Raw genomic sequence first — 25,257 nt, forward strand, 5'->3', positions numbered from 1 at the left:
TGTCTGCTCTGACATCATCACCAATACGGCTATCAACAAGTCGCTGATTATTTACACAAAGTGCGGCTTTGTTTGTAGCATCTCAACGATAAAGCACCGATAATGGGGACACTGACTATAACAACGAGGACAATGGCGATATGGCTTCAGCCAAACGCATCTTAGTGGTCGACGACGATGTCGAAATTCGTGAGCTTCTCCAAGCTTACCTCACCAAAGCGGGTTACGAAGTCATGACCGCGCAAAACGGTCATGAGATGCAAACTAAACTGGCTGTCCAATACCCGGATTTAATTTTACTCGACGTGATGCTTCCAGGGGATGATGGCTTTACCCTGTGCAAAAGTATTCGTAAAGATTCGAGTGTGCCTATCATCATGCTCACCGCCGTGTCAGACGAAACCGATCAAATTGTCGGGTTAGAGTTAGGCGCCGATGACTATATCGCCAAGCCCTTTAGTCCGCGCCAATTGATCGCCCGTATTCGTGCATTACTACGTCGCACCCAGCAATTACAGGAAACGACTTTGTCCCGACCCAAAGCGATTCGGTTCGGCCAGTGGCGTCTTGAGCCTGCCACCCAGCAATTGCATCACGTTGTCACTGGTATGGAAATAGAGTTGTCGGCGTCTGATTATGCCCTGCTGATGTTGTTTATCGACCACCCACACCAATTGCTCGATCGTAATGCGATTAGCCAAGCGACACGAGGCCGCGATGCTCAGGCGCAAGAGCGTGGCATCGATGTACAAGTTAGCCGCTTACGCCAGCGCTTACGTGATACTGGCAAAGCGAACTTGATTAAAACCGTGCGTGGTGCGGGTTATATGTTTGTGGCTGAGATCCAATATGAATCATGACTGGCTAGAAAAGCTAATCCCCCGCTCTTTGCTTTCCAGAACCCTGCTATTGACGCTGCTATCCGTGGTCTTAGCACAAGGGATCGCGACGTCAATCTGGTATACCCAGTCAAAGCGAACTCAGCTAGAGGGATTAGAGTCCGCATCGGCGAGCTTGGCTAACATGTTTGCCTCAACCACCACCTTTTTCCAATCCTTGCCCGTTGCTTACCGGCATGTTGCACTTAACCAGTTAAGGAATATGGGCGGGACACGGTTTTTTGTCTCCTTCAACAAAGAAAAAATCGAAATCACGCCCATTGAAGAGACGCAGGCGAAAAAAGTCGCGACCCGCACCGTATCGGGCATTCTCCATGAGCAGCTCCCGTCATTGAATACGATTGATGTTGATTTTTCGCGCCCTGAAACCTTACGCGTGCTGAATAACGATATTTTATTGCAAGACTTGCCCAAGTCCTGGGCACATCACACGTTAAGTTTAGAGCCATTAAACCCACCCATTTTGGTGGTACAAATGGAGCTGAAACAAGATGAGTGGATCTATATCGCCGCGTTGTTACCAGCGCCCTATGTGACGCTCGACGACACCCTGATTACCGCCGATCAAGTGGTCTTTATTGTGGTGATCACTGCGCTATTACTGTTTTTTACTTACATCTTGATTCGCCAGCAAGCTCGACCATTGAAACGACTCGCTAAAGCAGCGAACTTATTTAGCACCGATATCGAGCAGCCACCGCTTAAGGAAGAAGGTGCGGCTGAAATCGCGATTGTGACGCGGGCATTTAACCGTATGCAGCGTCGCTTACAACGCCACCTGCGTGAGCGTGAGACCTTATTCCGCTCCATGTCGCATGATTTAAAAACGCCCATCACCCGCTTACGTTTACGGGCAGAATTAATCGATGACGACCTACAAGCAGCGAAGCTCAATAAAGATTTAGATGATCTTGAAATCATGGTTAAAGGCGCGGTACAAACCGTCAGAGACACCGATATCCATGAGAACATGGCGGCTATTGATGTCATTGATTTCTTGGCGATGATTGTCGAACCACACAATCAAAACCGTATCCGAGTCAGTATTGAAAGTGACGCGGTGCCTCCGTTTACTTGCAAGCCACTCGCCTTTAAACGCTGCTTATCCAATTTAATTGATAATGGTGTGAAATACGGCGATAAAGTGACGATTTACGTCATGGACGCCAAACACACGTTAGATATTACCCTGATTGACGAAGGGCCAGGTATTCCTGAGCAAGCGCTCGACTCAGTGTTTGACCCTTATGTACGCTTACACGATGATAACGACGGTTCCGGGCTTGGTTTGGGGATTGCACGCGATATCATCCACGCGCATGGCGGGGATATGGTGCTTAGTAACCGCAGTGAAGGCGGCCTGCAAGTTGATATCAGTTTTCCGCGGGTAGAAGAATGATGGCACGCTTAAATAAATACCTCTCTCACTGGATCATCAGTGGCATGCTTGCCACCTACAGCCTTGCAGTGTCCGCCAGTGATGTTGAAGTTTTACACTGGTGGACATCTGCCGGTGAAGCCAAAGCCGCCTCTGTCTTGCGAGAAGGCATTGAGCAACAAGGCCATCAATGGCAAGACTTCGCGGTCGGTGGTCGCGCAGGGATAAGCGCGATGAACACCCTGAGGATCCGTGCCATCAGTGGTAACCCGCCCCTTGCGGCACAAATCAAAGGGCCAGAGATCACCGAATGGGCCCGTTTAGGCTTTTTACGCAACCTCAATGAGATTGCGGAAGCAGAACACTGGGAAGATAAAATCCCTGCCCCACTACGTGATGTCATGCAGTACCAAGGTAACTATGTAGCGGCGCCCATCAATATTCACCGCGTGAATTGGCTGTGGGTCAACTTACGCGCCTTTGAAGCGGCCAATGCCGACATCCCGACCGACTTTGATAGCTTTTTTGCTGCCGCCGATAAACTGCAGCAAGCAGGCTATATCCCACTCGCCTTAGGCGGCGAGCCATGGCAGGTCGCGACACTTTTCGACAGTTTGGCGCTATCAGTGTTGGGACCACAAGATTATCAACGAGCCTTTTTAGACTTTGACCGCAAAGCGCTGCTGAGTGACGATGTGGTTAAAGCCTTTACCCTGTTGGCGAAGATGCGCCAATACGTGGATGACTCAGGCCAAGGGCGCAACTGGAGCGACACCACACGCCTACTCATTGATAACCAGGCGGGTATGCAAGTGATGGGTGATTGGGCTAAAGGCGAGTTTTTTGCCGCCAACCAACAAGAAGGCAACGCCTTTACCTGTGTCGCCTTCCCGGGAACAAAAAAAGCCTTTAGTTACAACGTCGACAGCTTTGTGTTTTTCAAACCCAATAACGAAAGTGAGCGACAAAGCCAAACAGACATGGCCTCGTACCTACTCACACCACAGTTCCAGCGTGACTTTAACCGTTACAAAGGCTCGTTGCCTATTCGGTTTGATGTGCCCCTCCCCCAGGAGGACCGATGTGCACAGCAATCGCGTGATGCGTTTATTTATGCGCAAGAGAATGGCACCTTAAGCCCCAGCATGTCACACGGTCTTTCTACAACACGTTATGTACAAAGCGCGGTGTTCGATGTGATTAATGAGTTCTTCTATAACCCTGAGCAAACGCCGCGTGAAGCCACCGAGGCACTGTATCGCGCGATTTTATCCGCGCAAGCGTGATCCCCGCTGTAGTGTGTCGACACACAGGTATAGCCAGCCCTTCTCAACCGGTAATTGGCGCTTGCGTAGGGCTGGGATCGCGCTAGTCACAAGGAATAAAAGCGATATCTGGCGGCAGCGTCGAATAGTTGCTCAGTACATCGTTAGTGAACACATAGTCGAACTGACTTAAGGTTGTCACTTTCACCGGTGCGCTGCGCTGCCACTTTGACCCATCTGCCACCAACCAACGCGCACTCGCCGCGCTAAGCATGGTGTCACTGACATCTGCTTCATCGGGTGAAAACTCACACACCCATCCCTCTTCATTGACCGCCGCACAGCCGATAATGGCGATATCCGGTTGGAAACGGGACAGGAACTGAAGCACTGAGTGGCCAACCATGTCTTGGTCATTGGCGCGCAACTTCCCCCCTGCCAGCCAAATATCAAGGTCGGGGTTCGCCCCCAAAATGTGCGCGATCTGGACGTTATTGGTGATTACGCGAAGGTTGCGTCTTGTTAATAGCTGCTCAGCAATCGCAGAAACCGTGGTCCCTATCCCGAGCATCACTGTCGCCCCCTCAGGAATGTGCTCGGCCACGGCCCGTGCAATCGCCGTTTTCACACCACTGTGCCGTTGCAAACGGCGCTGGTAATCGCTATTGACATGCGCAGAGGGCATATTAATGCCACCATGGTGACGTCGAGCTAAGCCCAGCGCACAAAGCTGATTAATATCACGACGAACCGTCTGCGTCGTAACCGAAAACTGCGTGGCTAAATCATCCGTTTCTAGGTGCTCTGTTTTTGCTAATTGCGCTAATATTTCGCGCTGACGCCAATTTAACTCTGCCTCTTGTGGCACGTATGCTCCTTGCTGTCAGAAAATGCTCGACCGCTCATCGACCGAGTCGTTTAACCCCGTGTTAGCACGGGTGTGTTAAGTATTTGCCCGGGTCGTCGGTGATCATCATATCTACGCCCCAAGCCCATAACGCGTCAACCTCAGCTGGCTCATTAGGGGTATAACACTTCAATACTAAACCTGATTCTTTCACGGATTTCGCTTTGTCTTGCGTGAGGTGGCGATAGTTGCAGTGAATACTAAACGTCGCTAAGTCCCGAAACTCATGCCAATTGTCAGGGATGGTTTCCCATAAAATCGCCCGCGCTAACTCAGGCATTTCATCACGAACAATCGCGAGTGCTTCAAGAGAAAAAGACGAGACTAATACCTTCTCGGTGCTGATAGGGCTTGCCGACAAGCAAGCAAATATCGCGCGGCATAAGGCAGGAATATCGCTATCCGGGTAGGTTTTTATCTCAAGGTTGATATGAAGTGCATCACGGTGCGCTTGGGCTAAAACGGCCGCGAGCGTGGGTACCCTTTCATACCCAAACACGGATGAAAAATGTCCGCCTGCATCAAGCTGCTGCAAGTCTGCCAAGGCGGTATCTTTTAGCGCCCCTGTCCCATTCGTGCAACGTAACAAAGTGTGGTCATGAAACACCACGGGCACCCCGTCTTGGGTCAATTGCACATCGACCTCCACCCAGCTTAATCCCATCTCTCGCACCTTTGAAATAGACGCTAACGTATTCTCTGGTGCATGAGCGGCGACACCTCGATGCCCGCATAATTGTTGTGGTGCGATTTTCATTTGAACAGTCTCATTTCAATCGGTCATTCGGGTATTGTAGGACAGCGTTCACCGTATTGTCTCGCGTAACTATGACAGCGTTTTTACGAATAAGTGGTTGCGGTTACAGCATTTTCATCATCAAAACACGCTCTATTTAACATTTTTTTCACACAGTATGAGACAGCGGTCAAAAGTCATACAATTGTCATCTCCCTTTTCGTTTGGGTTCATATTATGTTCATTTTTGTTCATTAAGTTGCCGAATGAACATTACCCAATCCTCAAAAGGAGTGACGCATGAAAACCCAACGCTTAACCGCGCTTTCTTCGGCCCTGTTGCTGGCCTCTTTTTCTGCCAACGCGACAACCGAAATCGAATGGTGGCACGCAATGGGCGGAAATCTTGGCGAAAAAGTGAATGAAATAGCCGAGAAGTTCAATGCCAGTCAGGATGACTATTCCATCAAACCCGTCTACAAGGGTAACTACACCGAAACCATGACAGGCGCCGTATCGGCATTCCGCGCCAACAAGCAACCTCATATCGTCCAGGTGTTTGAAGTCGGCACCGCGACCATGATGTCAGCAAAAGGAGCGGTGTACCCGGTCTATGAGCTGATGGAAAATGCTAACGTCCCGTTTGACCAATCTGACTACCTCTCTTCTGTCACGGGTTATTATTCAGATGAAGATGGCAATATGCTGTCGATGCCGTTTAATAGCTCAACGCCCGTGCTGTATTACAACAAAGACCTATTTGCTAAAGCTGGCGTTAATCCTCCCAAAACCTGGGAAGAGGTTGAGCAAGTATCTGAGAAACTGCTTGCCAATGGTGCTCAGTGCGGCTTCACGACTGGTTGGCAATCTTGGGTACAAATTGAAAACCTCGGCGCTCGCCACAATGCCCCCATTGCCACCAATGACAATGGCTTTAGCAGTGTCGATAACAAGATGCTGATTAACCAGTCTCCGTTTGTGGATCACATTGCCAAAATGGCGGATTGGCAACAGGCTGGCATTTTTGAATATGGCGGTCGCCGCTCTGACAGTGCTCCGCTGTTCTACAGTGGTGAATGTGCCATGTATATGAACTCGTCAGCGTCTTATGCCGGTGTGCGTGAAAGCGTGAAAGATTTCGAGTTTGGTGTGGCGAAACTCCCTTACTGGGACAAAGCCGTTGAGCAGCCAAGAAATACCATCATCGGTGGCGCAACGCTTTGGGTTCTACAAGGCCACGAGTCAGAAGAGTATAAAGGCGTCGCCCAGTTCTTCTCCTTCTTGTCTCAACCTGAAATCCAAGCCGACTGGCACCAGTTCACCGGTTACTTACCCATCACCCACGACGCCTATGAGCTAAGCAAGAAGCAAGGCTTTTATGCCAAAAACCCAGGCACGGACATCGCGATTAAGCAGATGACCGAGGTCGAACCAACGCCTGCTTCGAAAGGGATCCGCTTAGGTAACTTCGTGCAAATCCGTGACGTGATTAACGAAGAGCTTGAGACTGTATGGTCCGGCGATCAATCGGCTCAAGAAGCGCTGGATGAAGCCGTTGAGCGCGCCAATGGCTTGCTTTCAAAGTTTGCGAAAGCCAATCAATAGACAGTTAGTTCCTTCCATAAAAAACCTTGTTGTATGACGGAGCGGTATAAACTGCCGCTCCACTTTTTGAGAAAGCCTATGTCCAATAAACCCACATTTAATCATTGTGCGTTTCCCATTTTACTACTCGCGCCTCAATTGCTGATCACGTTTATCTTTTTTATCTGGCCAGCGGCGCAGGCAGTATGGCAATCCACCTTGTTGGAAGATCCATTCGGTCTCAGTACCGAGTTTGTCGGTGGCGAAAACTTCACTGAGTTGCTGGGAGACGCCAGCTATTATCGCTCTTTTTTGACCACCTTATTCTTTAGTTTTTCTGTTGCAGGCATCGCACTGCTATCGGCGCTTGTGCTGGCGGTGATGGCCGATCGAGTCATTAAAGGGGCGGCAGGCTATAAAACGCTATTGGTATGGCCCTACGCCGTCGCTCCCGCTGTCGCAGGGGTGCTGTGGTTATTCATGTTCAATCCCACTGTCGGTGTATTGGCCCATGCGCTAAAAGCCATGGGTTTAGACTGGAATCCGTTTATCCATTCTGGCGATGCCATGACCATGGTGATCATTGCCGCCACATGGAAGCAGATTAGCTACAACTTTCTGTTCTTCCTCGCCGGGCTGCAATCTATCCCACGTTCATTGGTTGAAGCGGCAGCTATTGACGGCGCAGGCCCGGTAAAACGCTTTTTTACCATCATTTTCCCATTGCTCTCTCCGACCTCTTTTTTCCTATTGGTCGTGAACTTGGTGTACGCCTTTTTCGAAACCTTTGGGGTGATTCATGCCATGACGCAAGGTGGGCCTGGGCAATCCACCACGACGCTGGTGTATAAAGTGTATGCAGACGGTTTTGTCGGCCTCAATATGGGCTCATCCGCCGCGCAATCCGTGGTGTTGATGATCCTCGTGGGTGCATTAACCGTGATTCAGTTTAAATATGTTGAAAAGAAGGTGGCTTACTAATGGTTGAACGTCGCCCTTGGCTTACTGTGTTCTCGCATTTGGTGTTGATTTTAGGGGTAGCCTCGGTTGCACTCCCTGTGTGGCTAGCGTTAACCGCTGCGACCCATGACAGCAGCGCCTTTGTCAGTGGTGTCACGCCGTTATGGTTTGGTGACAAAGGCTTATCTGTGTTCAAAGAGGTATTAACCGAAGGGACATCCCGTGAGTTAAATATTTCCGTGGCCGGCATGCTGTGGAATTCATTTTTAATGGCGATGGGTATATCGATCGGCAAACTGGCTATTTCTATTTTATCGGCCTATGCGGTGGTGTATTTTCGCTTTCCGGGTCGGATGTTGGCATTTTGGGTGATTTTTATGACCCTGATGCTGCCCGTGGAGGTGCGCATTATGCCTACGTTCCAGGTCATTGCCGACCTGAACATGCTCAACTCGATGTCGGGACTGACCATTCCACTCATCGCCAGTGCTACCGCGACCTTTTTGTTCCGTCAGTTTTTTATGACGGTCCCCGGCGAAATGCTTGAAGCCGCGCGGATTGATGGCGCGGGCCCGTTCAAGTTTTTCAAAGACATCCTGCTCCCTCTCTCGCGTACCAATATCGCCGCGCTGTTTGTGATCACCTTCATATACGGTTGGAACCAGTACCTTTGGCCGATATTGATCACCACGGATGATGAGTATTACACCATTGTGATGAGTATTCAGCGTATGCTGTCGGTCGGCGACGGTGAAGTGGAATGGAATCGCGTAATGGCAACAACCCTGATGGCCATGCTACCACCCGTGATCGTGGTGCTCGGCATGCAAAAACTCTTTGTGAAAGGCTTAGTGGAAACGGAGAAGTAAATGGCAACGGTAACCCTAGAACAGATGGCAAAGACCTACCCTAATGGGTTTAAAGCCATTCACGGCGTCGACTTATCAGTGAAAGATGGCGAAATGATTGTGTTGGTGGGACCCAGCGGCTGTGGCAAATCAACCTTACTGCGCATGATTGCCGGCCTCGAGGCGATTTCCAGCGGCCAATTGGTCATTGACGATAAAAAAGTGAATGATCTTGAGCCCGGCGAGCGCGATATTGCCATGGTGTTTCAAAACTATGCGCTCTATCCACACATGAGTGTATTCGACAATATGGCCTATGGCCTTAAAAACCGCGGGACACCCAAAGCGACCATTCAACAGCTTGTGACCGAGGTTGCGACGATGCTCGAGCTAGAACACCTGCTCGACAGACGGCCTAATCAGTTGTCTGGTGGACAGCGACAACGGGTGGCAATGGGCCGTGCGATTGTGCGTCGTCCCAAGGTTTTTCTTTTTGATGAGCCGTTATCCAACCTTGATGCTAAACTACGTGTACAAATGCGTTTAGAAATCAAAAGCTTGCAAAGGAAGCTGAATACCACTGCCGTTTATGTTACCCACGACCAAGTTGAAGCGATGACCCTCGCGGGCCGCTTAGTGGTATTGAATGGTGGTAACGTTGAGCAAATTGGTACACCGTTAGACGTTTACGATGCACCGGCTAGCTTGTTTGTCGCCACGTTTATTGGCTCTCCAGCGATGAATATTGTCGAGGGTCAAATCGACGGTGATGTCCTCTCGATAGGTAAACACGTTTTGGCTGAGTGTCAGGACGTTGATACACAATCCGTGTCCGTCGGGTTGCGGCCCGAGCATTTAAAAGTGGTATCGGCCGATCAGGCCAGTTTTACGCTTGCAGTCACCTTGACCGAGTCTTTAGGGGCTGATTTGCTAGTCTATGGTCATATAACCGATACCGATAGCTTCATCACACTGCGTTTAGAAGGGCACAGTAAGGTGGTTGAAGGCGATAACCTTCCCTTGACGATTTCCCCTGACGACCTCCACGTATTTGACAATGAACAAGGGAAACGACTGGCTCTTAATATGCGTCAGGTTAATCATCGCCATGTGGCGGCTATTTAATTAACGAGGATCGCGACACCTATGCCGAATCAGTGTTTGCCCATCTCGTCAATGCATGATCACGCCACACGCTGGCGTGACGTGCAATGGCTATTTACCGACGTGGATGACACCTTGACATGGAAAGGTGAGCTGCCCTGGCAAACCCTGAAGGCGATGGCCGATCTCCGTGAAGCCGGCATTCACGTTGTCCCTGTTACTGGCGCGTGCGCCGGCTGGGGCGATCACATGATTAACGCGTGGCCCGTTGATACGGTGATCAGCGAAAACGGTGGGGTGATCCTATGGCAAGAAAACGGTCAGCGCTTCACGAAAATCAATCAAGCCGCCCGCCAACAACAAGCCGCCCTCGTGGACTGGGTAAACCGCTTACTTCAGCGCTATCCAGATCGCGCACTTGCGGCGGATCAGCCTTATCGCCTTTGTGAAGTAGCGGTTGATATTGGCCAGCATACGTCACATGCATCCACAGATGAGATCAATGCATTGCTCGCCGAGTTTCATGGACAGGGTATTAATGCAACAGCCAGCTCGATTCACATTAATGCTTGGTTCGGTACCCATAGTAAGCGACGCGCAGCGCAAGCATGGTTAGAGCGTTACAATGTCACCGGTGGGCAGGTTCAGCAACGCGTGGCGTTTATTGGCGATTCACCGAACGACAGTGACATGTTTGCCCACTTTCCTCTGAGCGTCGGCGTTGCGAATATTGCTCCTCACCTTCCAGCATTGACCACCGCGCCAACTTGGATCACGGATGCGCCGGGAGGGTTTGGTTTTGCCGAATTTACCCGCCACTGGCTGTCGGTATTGTCGAACCAGCAAGGTATATCACGCGCTAACTGAGTGTGATGTCACAGGTTTTCTGCTACAGGGCTTTTTATATCAATGTGTTATTTAACTTTGTCACTGGCTCGTTCTACAATATCCGCGTTTTATCATTCACAAAGATGCCCAAACCTCATTGTTTGCGCCCCGCACACGGTTAGTGCGTATAATCATAAAGCGCAAACACGATAACGATTAGGATAATGTTATGAAACGCTATGCCCTTGCACTGGTCGCGGCACTATTGCCGATAATGTCAAACGCTGCCCCTATCAAAAATGCAGACTGTTATTCGGCCAAATATCATGATTATGTGGATGCATCGATCAATTGGTACCAAGCGCTGGTCGATATGACAGTAAAAAAAGATCCGACACTGGATGAGGTCGCCGCGTGGTTCTTGAAAGGCCGAAAAAATCACTTCAATCTCAATGCACAAGCTTTTGATTATTATCTAGAAAATGACAGTGCCAAGCTCAATTTGGAAGCGCCGGTGGAGTCTTGGCTAAAACTAAGCCAAGAAGACGTAAAAACGCTCGCGCAAAGCTCATTGCCACCCTCGACGCTGGCTGAAAAAGTGTTTAACTTTCGCCAAGGCGAAGCCATGGACGGAAACTATACCCTTCGCAGTGCACTGGCTGATCTGCTAAGCCATCCAAAAGAGATTGACAAGGCGCTCAATCAGTATAATGACCAAATGAACAGTATTAACCAACGTCAGTGTCAGTAAACACGCTCTCATGTAAGAGCCAGCAATCGCTGGCTCCTCTTATCAACTCTACTCTCTATCGCGTGCGCTGTTTCAGCTGTCATCCTTCAGTAAAAAAAGCCTGATGCTCTGGCTTTTTTTTGCTATGTTGAGGCCTAATTTCAGCCAGTGATCGTGACCCTAGTCTCAATGCGCTTGAGAGAGTCACTATTTGGACAGCCAAGCAGATATAAGAAGAACGTCATGGCAACACACAATAAAGCCGCGGACGCCACACCGGAAACCTTGCACCGGATTTTTACTGTCCCCGAAGCCCCAGATTCAACGCTCAGCCAAATTGAGCAAGCGATCTCTCAGAATCTAAACCGGTTTTTACAAAACCATATTACTGCCACCGAGCGATCGCTCGCTGATATTGAGCGCGATTTTAGCGACCCGGCCATCCCTGAAGATCCCAGTTTTGTCTCTGATCATACGCAGTTTCTGCTCGAGAAACTCGTTGCTCAATCAGTACATACCGCTTCACCGCGATTTATCGGCCACATGACCTCTGCACTGCCCTATTTTTTGATGCCACTGTCTAAAATCATGATTGGCCTCAACCAAAATACGGTCAAAATTGAAACCTCTAAAGCGTTTACACCGCTTGAGCGGCAAGTGCTTGGCATGTTGCATAACCTGATTTATCAGCAAGACGACGCCTTCTATCAGAGTTGGATGCACAGCGCCAACCATTCACTCGGTGCTTTTTGCTCAGGTGGCACAGTGGCGAATATCACCGCTTTATGGGTCGCGCGAAATAACGTCCTCAAGCCTGACGGAGAGTTTCCTGGCATCAACAAGGCTGGCTTGTTTGGCGCGATGCGCCACTACGGCTATCGCGACCTCGCTATCTTGGTGTCAGAGCGTGGTCATTATTCACTGGGTAAGGCGGCTGATGTGCTGGGTATTGGTCGCGACCAACTGATCTCGGTGCCTGCGGATAGCCAAAATCGCATATGTATTGATGCACTTGAAGACACCATTTCGCAACTGAATCGAGACAATATTAAGCCGGTCGCCATCGTGGGTGTCGCGGGCACCACAGAAACCGGCAGTATCGACCCACTCAACGCATTGGCGGATATTGCGGAGCGTGAGGGCATTCACTTCCACGTTGACGCCGCGTGGGGCGGCGCGACGTTAATGTCGAATAACCAGCGCCATAAACTGAGTGGGATTGAACGTGCCGACTCTGTCACCATTGATGCGCACAAACAACTTTATGTCCCGATGGGCGCGGGGATGGTGCTGTTTAAAGATCCGTCCGTGGTCGCATCCATCGAGCACCACGCCGAGTATATTCTCCGTAAAGGAGCAAAAGATCTGGGCAGTCACACACTCGAGGGCTCTCGCAGTGGCATGGCAATGTTGGTGTTTGCTTGTATGAACATTATCTCTCGCCGCGGTTATGAGTTATTGATTGATCAAAGTATTGATAAAGCGGCGACGTTTGCAGACATGATCACGGCCCATTCTGATTTTGAGCTGATCTCGGTACCCGAGTTGTGCCTACTCACCTACCGCTTTGTTCCTGCCAAAGTACAAACCGCACTGGCTGTGGCCAGTGAAGAGCAAGTTGAGTTGATGCATAATTTGCTTAACGACTTAACCAAGTTCATTCAAAAGCGCCAGCGCGAATCAGGCAAAACCTTTGTCTCCCGCACGCGCCTCACCCCAGAACAATGGCAACGACGCACCACCACGGTTTTCCGTGTCGTGTTGGCCAATCCGCTCACCACCACGGATATTTTGCAAGAAGTGTTGGCGGAACAGGGGGAAATCGCCCAAGAAAGCGAGTTTGCCTACCCACGCCTGATGACCCTGGCAGAGAGTATTCTCAAAGCCTAAGTGTCAGTGCGTTTCGAACAATAAAAAGGCAGCCAGATTACGGTGGCTGCCTTTTTAATTTGATTAACTACGATTCAATGTCATATTCGCGCTATTTTAGCGGTCCTGTTTTGGGTGAGTCGGTCGATTGCAGGCAATGAGTTTGACTCAATACAGCCTCGCGTTGATGTTCAATATCAATTTGGGCTTGGCGCCATTGCATCTGCACCTGAGAGGCCGTCGTTGCCCGTCCCGGCTCTGAAAACAAAAAGCGCTGCAAGGTATGATCAAACTCAGCGCTGTTCTCTTGTTCGCTGTAGACAATGCCCATTAGCTCAAACGCACGTGTTTTCTCTCGCGCCGTACCAATCACGGTATAACGCTGCGCCGTATCAAGTGTTTTATTATAGCGGCAATGGATAAGATCTTGTTGCGCGCCACGCAGTGCTTCGTTGAGGCCAATGGTGCTGTAATTGCGCCATAAGTCCGACATTTTTGGCAGTGAGCAACCGACCAACAACATCGACAAGCACACCGCTGCCATTATCCTAATCATCGCTTCTTCCTACGCTCAGCACCAAATACCACTCTTCTCTCTAAGGCTACTTACCCAGAGGTTTGCGCCATAAAACCATGTCTACTGTCACAATGACGCCTTGCTATCACTTATAACGGCACCATCACTGATAACTTGAGGTCAGTCACGCTTGCCAATTACCACTTCCCCTGATTGCTCAAACATCGCCACTTCCTTACGCCGACGCCCCAGTAAAATAGGCTTATCGTCGTAGAACAGAAAGTTTTTCCAATACCGTTTAAACCCCCCCCAGTGCGTTTCGACGATATTGTGTTTGTCATAACAAAAGTAGACCGTGATGTTGTCTTCCCATGGAAAGTGAGCGAGAAACTCATCAGGAAGGTCACCGTCATCATCCCAGGCTTGTTGCCAAACCAGCCGCTGGGTCCAAACACTTTGATGGGTAGGCCAATCTTGCTTGCCAAAATGATCCGGTGTCGGGCTGTCTTTGCTGATAAATTCTTGCCATAACTGCGCGGCGCGAGCTTCTGTCATGGGTTTAATATCAGCCAGCTCCTGTTCGGGAATAGGTAAAGACTGGTGGGTAAAGATCCACTTCCTTTTATATTCAGACAACGGGAGATAATTCATGTTAATCAGGTTATACGCTCTATGATGCCGGCAACTTTATCATATTCATCACTGGGTTGTTACCAAGTAAAGCCCGATTGAAGCGACACAAGAACGGCAATGCATCACACATTGCCGTTTGAGGAAAGCGTACTCGGTTAGTCGTTAACCGCTATCTCATCCGTCGAACGAACATCCTGGCTGTCGCCAAGTTTTCGATGGCCCTGATCAAGGTGTACCATATCGACAAAGTCATCACTGCCAACCTGAAAGGCCTGACCAAACCCTTTGACATAAAGGCCGTTTTCCGGCTTGAGGCGGAATAAATGGAAGTCAGCCAACCCGCTTAAGCTGTCGATAATATCGCCAAAGCGGTGGGACAGCGCCGAAATCCCCGTTTGCCACGCCGTGGTGTCACGCATCACTAATTCAGCATTGGCATCGAAACTGAGACGCTGGCGCGCATAAATTTGTTTCGCGCCGCTTTCGTCTTCGATCATCATCAACGAAACCTGAGGGTTTTGTTGTAAGTTCCTGGCATGGCGAGCTATTTCACTGATTAAAATATAAAAACCGTCCTCTAGCTGTGCAAATGGCGCATAACTCACGTTAGGTTTTCCTTGCGCATCGACGGTTGCGAGCTGCAAAGTACAACAGTTTTCACGAAATTCTTTAATTTCAGGGCCAAGGCGGTTTTGTAGGCGTTGTTGTTTCGTCGCTTGATCCATGATTATTGCTCCAGGTCTGTTGGTGTTGAGGTTGCTAACTGCGTTTTTAGTTGATGGAATGCTTCAACCTGATGGTCGAGAAGCTGACGCTTTTCATCACGCCCCAAGTAAATCTTAAAAATCGAATCGCCTTGTTCGGTAAAAAAGCCGATGTAATGGGTTGTCTTGCCGCGAAAGGGCTTGCTGACGAATGCAATACCCGCCATACGCTCTAGCTTTAGGTGGCCATGCATCTCGCCGGGCTTACCCATTAAGTTGTAATAGCCGTAAGCGATTTTTCCTTTGGGAAACGGCGCTTTTACTTCAAAGATTGAGCCGCCAGAATGTACAATCGCCGTGACCGGGCCTCCCCATTCGGCCACCTGCATGAGCACGGTTTCAGCATGCTGCCCCTCAACCCAAGTTTGATAGTCTGCGGGCATGGCGCGTACCACTTCCCCCTCACTCACCCCCAGAGTTGTTGCCATATCGGCAGGTAGCATCGAGGCATTATCGTTCAGTAACGCGCTGACCTGTTCCGTTAACGTGGTGGTTGTCATTGTTCACTCCCAGCCTATTTGTATTGTGATAGGTTCTATCAGTGCGGGCAGGCGTTTACCTGCCCTTTGTACGTGTTTGATTAAAATTGGTAACGAACATTGAGTTTAATATCACGCCCAGGAGAGGCTACTTGCGCCCAGGCTCGGGTATATTGTTCGTCGGTCAAGTTATCGATCGCGAGATCGAACTTCACACCATCCCACGCGCCATTAGGGCTATAGCTTGCATACACATCCCACAAGGTGTAGCCGTCATAAGTTTTGGCATCGTTAGTGTCGGTTTGTTCGGCATAATGAGAGACTCGACCGCCAATACTCACTGGTAACGTCGCCAGCGCATAGTCGGTTTCTGCGACAAACTTGTGGGCTGGGATGTTATCGAGGTAACTGCCGGTCTCTTTGTCTTTCCCTTCAGTTTGGCTGTAGCTTAGATTATTGGTAAAACCACCGAGTTGGTGATGAAGGCTTAGCTCGATGCCTTCAAGTTTGGCATCTTGAACGTTTTCGCGCGTTGTTGTGCCGCCCATGAAGTCAACGTTCATATCAATAAAATCGTCAACATCGTTACGGAACAGGCGCGCATCAACATAGGCTTTATCGACATAGCTCGTCGGAGTAAATCGGTACGTGATGGCTAATTCTTTGTTGGCACTGTGCTCGGGTTTCAAGTCCGGATTAGGGACAAATTGGTTAATCCCCATGTGAGTAGTAAAATGAGTACCACTGGCATACATTTCTTCTAAGCTCGGTGCGCGAAAAGCTTCGCGATAGCTGGCAGTCAATGCTAGCTGTTCGGTTGCATTCCATGTCAATGCCGTCGATGGGGACCATGCATGATCGCGGCTCTCACTATCCAGTGATGTCGGTCGATTATCTTCACCTTGGTATGAGTCAAATCGAACACCCGCTTGCCAGCGAAGCTGGTCGAATACAGGAATATTTATTTGACCAAACGCCCCTATACTTTCTGCATTTGCATCTTGTCCTGCTGGACGCTCTCCAGGTGCACTGCTGTCATCACGTTTTGTTTCATAACTATCGCGATATAAATCCAGACCTGTAATTAAATCGATATTTTTTATGTTGGACGTATTCGTGATAGAGAAGCCTACGGTTTGGGTCTCATTATTGTCACGTTCTTGCGATGCAACACGGTGCTCTTTCATCTCAGTATTATTGAAATACAACTGAGAGTTAATATCGACCCAATGACTGGCGGGGCTATAATCGTAGGCAACGGAAAGGCTCTGGTCCCTTGTTTCACGGTATACTAACGGATAAGAACCTGACGGCTCTTTGACTGAGGGATTTGATGGAGACATATCATCAAGTTCGCCTTGACGAGCAGTGAACGTCCACTGGTGATCCAAAGAAGGCGTAAACACCAGTTTGGCAAACCCGCCTTTTTCTCGCTCGGCTGAATAAGACAAGGTTTTGCCATTGCCTAATTGATTATCATCACTATCGTTGTAGTAACTTTGTACCAGCCAATCAACCGTTTCCGTGCGACCAAATACCGCGCCGCTGGTGCGTGAAGCATTATTGTTGCTATGGAAACCTTGCTTAAGGTAACCACCTAAGGTCTGACTGCCAGAAAGAAAATCGCTGGCTGATTTGGTGTTTTGGGCGAATACACCGCCTAATGCACCGGATCCCCACAAGGTACTGGAAGGGCCACGGACCACTTCGACTGAACGGAGTAACTCAGGATCGATGAATAGGCTAGAGCGATGGCCGACCGAGAAATTCTGGCGGGTGCCATCAACTAACTGGATGACGCGGCCGTTTTCACTGCTTAGTCCACGAATAGTCACAGATTGAGCCACATCACGCCCACCGCCCAGCACAGACACATTAGGTAAGTGACGGATTAAGTCGGTAACGTTACTTCCCTGCCGTTTCTCTATCTCCTCCAATGATACGGTACTCACGGCCACACCCGCGTTCGCTTTTTGTGTGCTCATGCGGCTTCCGTAGACAGAGAGCGTCTCTACAGGGTTCGCCTCTTTAGACTGGTTAGCGGCACTCTCAGCGACGGCCTGAGGCGCGACACTCATCGTACTCAACACGGCACCGACTGCCAGGGCGACACGGTGGTTATGCTTTACTGTCCAAATATCCTTTCTGGTTTTCATAACGGTTCTCTATGCCTTACTGCAAATGCGACTTATCATCATTTGAAGGCAATTCTATTGATCGAGAACAGGAATGCAAACGATAATTGATCTTGTTTGTATTGAGTAATATATTGTCTCCGTTGATGTCACACGGTGTGACGATCTAACCAGCACATAAACCTCTAGACACGACTGACTCTGAAAAATAAGGATAAAACATGGCAACCGCTGCTGTTCGACTGCTTGCCCTGATGATGACACTCGCTTCATTTTCGATTTTTGCATCGCCACGTATAGTGAGCGCAGGGGCAAGCGTCACTGATCTACTGATTGAGCTTGGAGCAGAAAAACAAGTTGTGGGGATTGACGCCACGAGCCAGCTCGATAGTAAAGATGTTCCCAATATCGGCTATCACCGTCAGCTAGCGGTGGAGGGGGTGCTCTCATTATCACCCACGCTTTTATTGGGCTCTGACGAAATGGGCCCCAAACCTGTGTTAACAAAGCTCGACAATGCCGGGGTTGAGGTGGTTACGCTGCCGAGTGCACCGACGGTCGCGGCACTGAAACAGCGCATAACCCAAGTCGCCAACCTCACAGACAAACAAAGTGAAGCGGCCCCCCTGCTCCGTGCCGTCGATGAAAAACGTGCGCAACTCAAACGTCATGCCTTGACATCGACCCAACAGGGGATTTTCTTGCTCGTCCACCAAGGTCGTCCCGCAAGTATTGCCGGTGCGAACACAACACCCAATACGCTTATTGAGCTTATCGGCGCGACGAATCCGGCCGCCAATACGGTTACCAGTTATAAGCCCCTGTCACCCGAGGCGCTGCTCGGTTTCAACCCTGACTTTATTCTGGTGATGCAACGTTCTTTGGACCAATTGGGCGGCCTAACGGGACTTGCCAATGCCGTCCCCTTGTTGGAAAAAACCCAAGCATTTCAGCAAAACAAGATCCTCGCGATTGATGGCAGTGTATTGGTTGGCGGCTTGAGCCTGAAAACGCTAGATGAGGCGCTTCGTGTGCAATCACAGCTAATCGAGCGTAATCAGTGATGTCATTGCAGATACAGCACCCTTATCAGCGACTCTTTCCCGCGTTGCTCATTCTGTTGCTTGCCGTATCAGTGACCTCGATTGCAGTTGGTCAATGGCAGCTAGGTTGGCTGGTCAGTCTACAAAGTTTAACGCCTTGGCAAGATCAGCTCGCGCCTCATGTACTCGCTATCGTCCAGCAAGTCAGGCTGCCTCGTACGCTGCTTTGCTTATTTGTGGGCGCTTTGCTCGCTGTTTGCGGTGCTTTGATGCAAGGGCTATTTCGGAATCCTCTCGCTGATCCTGGGATTATCGGTGTCTCTGGGGGCGCATCTCTCGGCGGGGCATTGGGGCTGTTGTTATTGTCATTTGGCAGTATAAATTTGGCCTTTCACCTATCCGTGCCTTTATTCGCTTTTTTCGGTGCGCTTTTAGCGACGCTATTTGTATACCGAATCGGCACCACCGCGATGGGTACGTCCGTGACCGTCATGCTATTAGCCGGTATCGCTATCAGTGCGCTATCAGGCGCGGCGTTGGGGATGATCAATTATGTGGCCGACAACCAAACCCTACGCGATATCGCGCTGTGGTCGATGGGCTCCCTAACCGGCGCCAGTTGGGGGCAAATCGGTTTAACTGGCGTAGCGGCTGTCGCCCTCACGGTATTTGCTTATTGTCGGGCTCATCAGCTGAATGCTTTATTGCTCGGTGAAAACGAAGCTGCGTATTTAGGGATCGATATTCACCGACTAAAACGCTTACTGATCATTGCAACCGCTGCCGGGATGGGAATATCCGTCAGTGCTGCGGGATTAATAGGGTTTATTGGCTTAGTGGTACCGCATATTGGCCGCCTGCTCGCTGGGCCCGATCATCGTATGCTCATCCCTTTATCGGCGGTATTAGGCGCACTTCTGCTTACGCTTGCCGATATTATTGCCCGAGTGATTGTCGCACCAGCGGAGTTGCCAGTCGGCATCATTACCGCTTTGATGGGCGCCCCCTTTTTTATTTGGCTGCTTATTCAGCAACGACAAACAATGGTACACTAATGGCTCGTATTGCGCTTCATGTTCAACACCTTCATTACACCCTTGGCCAACGCCCACTGCTTCGCGACATCAATGTCGCGTTTCAAAGTGGACAGTTACATGTCTTACTCGGTCCGAACGGAGCAGGAAAAAGCACCTTACTCAAACAGCTAATGAGTGAGCAACACCAACAAGGCGACGTATCATTTTGGTCAGCGTCCAGAGAGGCATGGCCTCGCGACGCATTCGCGAGACAGGTTGCTTTTTTGCCGCAAACCAGTGGGTTAACCTTTGCTTTTACGGTTAGAGAAGTTGTTGAAATGGGCGGCACACCATTGAAAGCAAACCGTAAACAAATCCAAGCGTTAGCCGAAGCACAGTTACGCCAGTGGCATATATCTCATCTTGCCCATCGTCCCTACCCCACACTGTCAGGCGGTGAAAAGCAGCGAGTACATATGGCGCGTATTTCCATGCAATTGGCGCACACGGAACCGACTCGCGCCATGATGATGCTTGATGAGCCGACGTCTGCTCTTGATATTAGTCACCAGCACCAAACACTAATGCGGTGCCGAGCACTGGTTGATCAAGGCATGACGGTGATCATTGTTCTTCATGACCTTAACCTAGCCAGTCGCTATGCGGATCATCTGTACTTTATGAAGCAAGGCGAAATGGTTCTCTCGGGAACGCCTTGGCAATGCTTTACTCACCACCAGATGACTGAGATTTATCAACACCCACTGACAGTAATGACACACCCAACGCATACTTGCCCACTGATAGTGACCTAATAACAAGGTTGTCGACAGTGAAGAGAATAATATCACTCTCCAAGAGCATAGCTGGGTCACAAAACCACCTGTTGATGATGGCTTGCTCATCAGACCAATTGCGACTGAGCAGCAACCTAAGTAAACTGAGACCGCAACCGATTAACTATGAGAATGGATGAAATCGGATTCGTTACCTTCGCAACCGTCTAATGAGCCGGGATTGTGAAAGACATCGCCGCTGCGTTACAGCGGCGTTTTTCTGTAAGGTCGCGAGTAACGATCCCAAGGCTTCACAATATAGAAGAATTAAGATGGCAACGATTAAAGATGTCGCGCGTCTCGCGGGCGTTTCGACCACGACGGTTTCACACGTTATCAATAAAACCCGCTTTGTCGCCGAAAAGACCACCGAAAAGGTGTGGCAAGCGGTTGATGACCTAAACTATGCGCCAAGTGCGGTGGCGCGCAGCTTAAAATGCAATACGACGCGCACGCTTGGCATGTTGGTAACCAAATCGACTAACCCCTTTTTCGCTGAACTGGTTCACGGTGTAGAAGACTACTGCTATGAGCAAGGTTATACCCTGATCTTATGTAATACCGAGGGTAACTTAGAAAAACAGCGTGACTATTTGCGCATGTTGTCAGAAAAACGCGTCGACGGCTTGATTGTGGTGTGCTCGGATCTCAATGAAGACCTCATGCTGCTATTGGAAAAAAAGCGTGACCTGCCCATGGTGGTTATGGACTGGGGGAGTCATCATATCAACACCGACCGCATCGAAGATAACGCTGAATTAGGCGGCTATCTGGCCACCAAACACTTTATTGACAATGGCCATACCCAAATTGGCTGTATTTCCGGTCAAATGGATAAAAATACCTGTAAACAACGACTAGCAGGGTTTTACCGCGCACTGAATGAAGCCAATATAACCGCGAACCCTGACTGGATTGTGGAAGCTGATTTCGAGGCAGACCAGGCCAAAGTCGCTGCACAACAGTTCATTGATATGACCCACCGCCCCACGGGCGTGTTTTGCTTCAACGATATCATGGCGCTTGCGGCAATTAGCACCTTTAACCAAGCTGGGTTGCAGGTACCTGAGGATATGTCCGTGATTGGTTATGACAATATTGATCTCACCGAGTATTACTCACCACCACTCACTACCGTGCACCAACCTAAACGGCGACTCGGTAAAACCGCCGTTAAACTCTTGCTCGCACGCATTAACGATAATGATACGCAACAGCAAGTATTTGAAATGGATCTCGAGCTCATTAGTCGTGAATCAGTGAAAACGATAAATTAGTGTTTTATAAAAGTTTTTTAAGCCGCCAATGCCTTTAGGTATGGTGGCTTTTTTTAGTCTTTCGAGCCAAAAAGAGCCTTTACTCTAACTTGTCAATTACAACCTTTTTGAACCAAAATCACATTTTGTATGGTTAGTGAGGGCGACATCACTGTCTAAGTATTATATGCTTATCCCTGTTTGAACAAGGCAAACCATGGCGAAAGCATGGGACGCAAAGCCACCGGCCTACGGACACTGATCAATCGTTTCAGTCAGTCACGGTAGCGGGGTTGCCAGCATCGTTGTTATAAAGCTGAAGATGGCGTCAATGCAATATGAAGTATCATTATTGATATTTTTATAACTTATTGACAATCCTGCCTGTTTGCCTTGTTACACTGACACATTATTTTTAGGCATTTGCATTCATCGAGATTGTTATTAATGGATAAACCAGCTTTAAAAGACGCGATGCGTTTATTTGCCGATTTTGGCAATATCAAATCCCGATCCATGTTCGGCGGATTTGGCTTATTTTGCGAAGACACCATGTTCGCCCTTGTCGTCAACAACACCCTTCATCTACGCGCCGGCAAAGAAAACGAAACCTTACTTAAGAAGCAGGGACTTACCCCTTACGTTTACAAAAAGCGTGGTTTCCCGGTGGTGACCAAGTACTTTGCTATTCCTGATGCTTGGTGGGACGATCACCAAAAACTCATCAATGAAGCTAAAAGTGCACTCGATGTCGCTATTCGCGATCGTTCGCTGAAAACCGAAACCAGTCCGTCGCGATTAAAAGACCTCCCTAACCTCCGGTTAGCAACAGAAAGAATGCTGAAAAAGGCAGGGATTGACACCCCCGAAACGCTGCAAAAACATGGCGCAGTCAACGCATACAAAGCCTTGGTATCGGCGCACGATAAAGACCTGAGCTTGGAGCTATTATGGTCACTAGAAGGCGCAATTACTGGCAAACACTGGTCAGTTGTCCCACCTCAACGCCGCCAAGAATTATTACAACATCTAGAAAAATAACCTCTCACAGTCTCCCTTGTATAACGCTCTAATCTTTTCTGTGAGCAATGTTCGCGTTCAACACCGCCTCTCGGCGGTGTCGCCTCGCTTTTCGCTCAAAAAAACATCAACCACACGTTTTTCACACTCTATTTGAAAGTCTCTCGCGATCGGACAGGTCTGATCCTAGGTACGATTAAGAGCACAGTTTCTTAACGCAACTAAAAAATCAGCCAGTTAATTAGTCTAAAGCACCTAATGTTATATCTGGGCCCTATTTGCTACCTGACGAGACATAGTATGCCAGTAAAAAAAATCCTGCTTGGTTTAGTGATTGTTGCGCTTATTACCCTGTGGTTTAGTTTTGATCTCAGCCAATGGTTGACGCTTGAAAACGCCAAAGCACAACAAGCGGCATTAAACGATTACATTATCGAAAACGCGACTACCGCAAGTCTGGTGTTTTTTGTCGGCTATGTGGTGATGACAGCATTGTCGCTACCGGGAGCGGCGGTGGCGAGCTTATTGGGCGCTGCACTGTTTGGCTTTTGGTGGGCATTGGTGTTGGTCTCCTTTGCCAGCTCGATTGGCGCCACCCTTGCCTTCTTGGTGAGTCGCTTTATGTTGCGCGACTGGGTCCAAGCCAAATTTGGCAATAAGCTCGATACCATTAATCGTGGTATCGAGAAAGACGGCAGCTTGTATCTGTTGACCCTGCGCCTGATCCCGATTTTCCCGTTTTTTCTGATTAACCTAGTGATGGGGCTAACCTCATTCAAAACCCGCACCTTCTATTGGGTCAGTCAACTCGGTATGCTGCCAGGAACCGCAGTCTACGTGAATGCGGGGACCCAACTGGCCCAAATCGACGCACTTGGCGACGTGGTGTCACCCTCGGTGCTTGGCTCTCTCGCATTACTGGGTGTCTTCCCACTGCTGGCAAAGTGGGTCATCGCGTGGATCACGCGTCGTAAACGCTATCAAGGTTGGAGCAAGCCTGGTCAGTTCGACCGCAATATGGTGGTCATTGGTGCCGGCGCAGGCGGCTTGGTATCAAGTTATATCGCAGCCGTGGTGAAAGCAAAAGTCACGCTGGTCGAAAAAGGTTCGATGGGAGGTGATTGCCTAAACACGGGCTGTGTGCCTTCTAAAGCGCTGATCCGCGCGGCGAAAACCATGCGAGAAATTAGCAAGGCTAAGGCGTTTGGCATTCATACCCAAGCGCCATCTGTTGATTTTCCGGCAGTCATGGCGCGGGTTAAGCAAGTGATTACCCACATTGAGCCTCACGATTCGGTCGAGCGTTACACCAAGCTCGGCGTAGATTGCGTGCAAGGCGAAGCACACATTGTCTCGCCATGGGAAGTCGAGGTGAATGGCGAACGCCTCACTACCCGCAACATCGTGATTGCCACAGGCGCACGCCCTATGTTGCCCCCGATTCCCGGTTTGGCTGAGGTCACGCATTACACCTCAGATACAATTTGGTCTCTGAATGAACTGCCGCCACGGTTATTGGTGTTAGGCGGTGGTCCCATTGGCGCGGAATTGGCACAAAGTTTTGCGTGTTTAGGCAGCCAAGTGACGCTCGCAGAAATGGCCGACCAACTTCTCAGCCGTGAAGATAAAGATGCCGCCCAGTTGGTTGAGCAGGCGTTAGAGCGTGACGGCGTCACTGTTTTAACACAACACAAGGTGAAAGCATTTGAGCACAGTGATGATCAACAAGTCGCGTTACTAGACGGCCCTGATGGGGAGAAATCCGTCGCGTTTGATGCAGTGCTGGTCGCGTTAGGGCGCAGCGCCAACACCAAAGGCTTTGGTCTCGAAAAGCTCGATATTCCAGTGACCGAGCGTGGCACAATTCAAATCAATGAGTATCTGCAAACCGCCTATCCCAATATTTACGCGGTGGGCGACGTCGCGGGGCCGTTTCAGCTCACCCACGCTAGTGCCCATCAAGCATGGTATGCCGCCGTGAATGCGCTATTTGGTCAATTTAAGCGCTTTCGTGCTGATTATTCAGTGATGCCTGCCGCCACCTACACCTCGCCAGAAGTCGCGCGCGTGGGTATCAATGAAAAAGAAGCCAAGGCCAATCAGCAAGAGGTGGAAGTAACCTATTACGGCATTGATGATCTGGATCGCGCGATTGCTGATGGCAATGATCATGGTTTTATTAAGGTGCTGACACCGAAAGGAAAAGATACCATTCTAGGCGTGACTATTGTTGGCGAACATGCGGGCGACTTGCTCGCAGAATTTACTCTCGCCATGCGGCACGGGCTTGGGCTGAATAAGATCCTTGGCACCGTCCACCCTTATCCCACCATGAGTGAAGCGGTGAAGTATACTGCCGGGGTGTGGAAGCAAGCTCATGCCCCCGAGAAGCTGCTGAAATGGGTCGAAAAATATCACCGTTGGATGCGTCACTAATTGAAAAGGAAGAT

23 protein-coding genes and 1 riboswitch are annotated in these 25,257 nt (G+C 49.6%); of the genes, 16 read left to right on the plus strand and 7 right to left on the minus strand.

Features of this window, described 5'->3' with window-relative positions:
- Positions 1-140: 140 nt before the first annotated feature.
- The 3 genes from BGL48_RS03040 to BGL48_RS03050 are packed head-to-tail and all read left to right on the plus strand — an operon-like array spanning position 141 to position 3,563.
- Positions 141-860: a response regulator gene (locus tag BGL48_RS03040; RefSeq protein ID WP_069361274.1), complete on the plus strand. Its 720-nt coding sequence runs from the start codon at positions 141-143 to the stop codon at positions 858-860.
- Positions 850-2,298, plus strand: coding sequence for an ATP-binding protein (locus BGL48_RS03045; RefSeq protein ID WP_069361275.1), 1,449 nt, complete (start codon positions 850-852; stop codon positions 2,296-2,298). Before BGL48_RS03040 ends, BGL48_RS03045 begins: the two co-directional genes overlap by 11 nt.
- The gene (locus BGL48_RS03050) at positions 2,295-3,563 is read left to right on the plus strand and encodes an ABC transporter substrate-binding protein (protein WP_255377303.1); all 1,269 of its coding nucleotides are present in this window, start codon (positions 2,295-2,297) and stop codon (positions 3,561-3,563) included. The genes BGL48_RS03045 and BGL48_RS03050 overlap by 4 nt, the downstream gene beginning before the upstream one ends.
- A gap of 82 nt (positions 3,564-3,645) precedes the next feature.
- Here the strand turns inward: BGL48_RS03050 and BGL48_RS03055 are convergent, their stop codons facing one another.
- Both BGL48_RS03055 and BGL48_RS03060 read right to left on the minus strand, forming a co-directional pair.
- Positions 3,646-4,410 carry a DeoR/GlpR family DNA-binding transcription regulator gene (locus BGL48_RS03055; protein ID WP_069361276.1) on the minus strand — a complete coding sequence of 255 codons (765 nt, stop codon included), beginning with the start codon at positions 4,408-4,410 and terminating at the stop codon, positions 3,646-3,648.
- A 61-nt stretch (positions 4,411-4,471) separates the two neighbouring features.
- The gene (locus BGL48_RS03060; RefSeq protein ID WP_069361277.1) at positions 4,472-5,206 is read right to left on the minus strand and encodes a glycerophosphodiester phosphodiesterase family protein; all 735 of its coding nucleotides are present in this window, start codon (positions 5,204-5,206) and stop codon (positions 4,472-4,474) included.
- A 279-nt stretch (positions 5,207-5,485) separates the two neighbouring features.
- On the opposite strand from BGL48_RS03060, the gene ugpB reads away from it, so the two are divergent.
- The 7 genes from ugpB (at position 5,486) to panP (ending at position 13,129) form a co-directional block, all read left to right on the plus strand.
- Positions 5,486-6,790 carry a sn-glycerol-3-phosphate ABC transporter substrate-binding protein UgpB gene (ugpB, locus tag BGL48_RS03065; protein WP_069361278.1) on the plus strand — a complete coding sequence of 435 codons (1,305 nt, stop codon included), beginning with the start codon at positions 5,486-5,488 and terminating at the stop codon, positions 6,788-6,790.
- Positions 6,791-6,868: 78 nt separating this feature from the next.
- Positions 6,869-7,750, plus strand: a complete 882-nt coding sequence (ugpA, locus tag BGL48_RS03070; protein ID WP_069361279.1) for a sn-glycerol-3-phosphate ABC transporter permease UgpA — start codon at positions 6,869-6,871, stop codon at positions 7,748-7,750.
- Positions 7,750-8,598, plus strand: coding sequence for a sn-glycerol-3-phosphate ABC transporter permease UgpE (gene ugpE / locus BGL48_RS03075; protein ID WP_069361280.1), 849 nt, complete (start codon positions 7,750-7,752; stop codon positions 8,596-8,598). Before ugpA ends, ugpE begins: the two co-directional genes overlap by 1 nt.
- Positions 8,599-9,702, plus strand: a complete 1,104-nt coding sequence (gene ugpC, locus BGL48_RS03080; RefSeq protein WP_069361281.1) for a sn-glycerol-3-phosphate ABC transporter ATP-binding protein UgpC — start codon at positions 8,599-8,601, stop codon at positions 9,700-9,702.
- A 21-nt stretch (positions 9,703-9,723) separates the two neighbouring features.
- Positions 9,724-10,548, plus strand: coding sequence for an HAD family hydrolase (locus BGL48_RS03085; protein ID WP_083238400.1), 825 nt, complete (start codon positions 9,724-9,726; stop codon positions 10,546-10,548).
- Between the two features lie 190 nt (positions 10,549-10,738).
- A complete protein-coding gene (locus BGL48_RS03090; protein ID WP_069361282.1) occupies positions 10,739-11,260 on the plus strand; it encodes a hypothetical protein in 522 nt (173 codons plus the stop codon).
- A 222-nt stretch (positions 11,261-11,482) separates the two neighbouring features.
- Positions 11,483-13,129, plus strand: coding sequence for a pyridoxal-dependent aspartate 1-decarboxylase PanP (gene panP / locus BGL48_RS03095; protein ID WP_069361283.1), 1,647 nt, complete (start codon positions 11,483-11,485; stop codon positions 13,127-13,129).
- Between the two features lie 91 nt (positions 13,130-13,220).
- On the opposite strand, the gene BGL48_RS03100 is transcribed toward panP, so the two are convergent.
- The 5 genes from BGL48_RS03100 to BGL48_RS03120 form a co-directional block, all read right to left on the minus strand.
- A complete protein-coding gene (locus BGL48_RS03100; RefSeq protein ID WP_069361284.1) occupies positions 13,221-13,664 on the minus strand; it encodes a hypothetical protein in 444 nt (147 codons plus the stop codon).
- Between the two features lie 141 nt (positions 13,665-13,805).
- The gene (locus BGL48_RS03105) at positions 13,806-14,276 is read right to left on the minus strand and encodes a DUF2947 domain-containing protein (RefSeq protein WP_069361285.1); all 471 of its coding nucleotides are present in this window, start codon (positions 14,274-14,276) and stop codon (positions 13,806-13,808) included.
- 137 nt (positions 14,277-14,413) lie between these two features.
- On the minus strand, positions 14,414-14,983 hold the full coding sequence (hutZ, locus tag BGL48_RS03110; RefSeq protein ID WP_069361286.1) for a heme utilization protein HutZ: 570 nt from the start codon (positions 14,981-14,983) through the stop codon (positions 14,414-14,416).
- A gap of 2 nt (positions 14,984-14,985) precedes the next feature.
- A complete protein-coding gene (gene hutX, locus BGL48_RS03115) occupies positions 14,986-15,522 on the minus strand; it encodes a heme utilization cystosolic carrier protein HutX (protein ID WP_069361287.1) in 537 nt (178 codons plus the stop codon).
- 80 nt (positions 15,523-15,602) lie between these two features.
- The gene (locus BGL48_RS03120; RefSeq protein ID WP_083238403.1) at positions 15,603-17,657 is read right to left on the minus strand and encodes a TonB-dependent hemoglobin/transferrin/lactoferrin family receptor; all 2,055 of its coding nucleotides are present in this window, start codon (positions 17,655-17,657) and stop codon (positions 15,603-15,605) included.
- 200 nt (positions 17,658-17,857) lie between these two features.
- On the opposite strand from BGL48_RS03120, the gene BGL48_RS03125 reads away from it, so the two are divergent.
- The 6 genes from BGL48_RS03125 to lpdA all read left to right on the plus strand — a co-directional run bounded on the left by BGL48_RS03125 (position 17,858) and on the right by lpdA (position 25,243).
- Positions 17,858-18,700: a heme/hemin ABC transporter substrate-binding protein gene (locus BGL48_RS03125; RefSeq protein ID WP_069361288.1), complete on the plus strand. Its 843-nt coding sequence runs from the start codon at positions 17,858-17,860 to the stop codon at positions 18,698-18,700.
- The gene (locus BGL48_RS03130) at positions 18,700-19,734 is read left to right on the plus strand and encodes a FecCD family ABC transporter permease (protein ID WP_069361289.1); all 1,035 of its coding nucleotides are present in this window, start codon (positions 18,700-18,702) and stop codon (positions 19,732-19,734) included. The genes BGL48_RS03125 and BGL48_RS03130 overlap by 1 nt, the downstream gene beginning before the upstream one ends.
- The gene (locus BGL48_RS03135) at positions 19,734-20,510 is read left to right on the plus strand and encodes a heme ABC transporter ATP-binding protein (RefSeq protein ID WP_083238405.1); all 777 of its coding nucleotides are present in this window, start codon (positions 19,734-19,736) and stop codon (positions 20,508-20,510) included. Before BGL48_RS03130 ends, BGL48_RS03135 begins: the two co-directional genes overlap by 1 nt.
- 293 nt (positions 20,511-20,803) lie before the next feature.
- Positions 20,804-21,808 (plus strand): substrate-binding domain-containing protein, encoded by a 1,005-nt coding sequence (locus tag BGL48_RS03140; protein WP_069361290.1) that lies wholly within the window; start codon positions 20,804-20,806, stop codon positions 21,806-21,808.
- Positions 21,809-21,986: 178 nt separating this feature from the next.
- A riboswitch (cyclic di-GMP riboswitch) is annotated at positions 21,987-22,088 on the plus strand.
- Between the two features lie 146 nt (positions 22,089-22,234).
- A complete protein-coding gene (locus BGL48_RS03145; RefSeq protein WP_069361291.1) occupies positions 22,235-22,828 on the plus strand; it encodes a TfoX/Sxy family DNA transformation protein in 594 nt (197 codons plus the stop codon).
- Positions 22,829-23,107: 279 nt separating this feature from the next.
- On the plus strand, positions 23,108-25,243 hold the full coding sequence (lpdA, locus tag BGL48_RS03150) for a dihydrolipoyl dehydrogenase (protein ID WP_069361292.1): 2,136 nt from the start codon (positions 23,108-23,110) through the stop codon (positions 25,241-25,243).
- Positions 25,244-25,257 lie beyond the last annotated feature (14 nt).

The organism is Salinivibrio sp. SS3 (assembly GCF_001722105.1).
Lineage (GTDB): Bacteria > Pseudomonadota > Gammaproteobacteria > Enterobacterales > Vibrionaceae > Salinivibrio > Salinivibrio kushneri.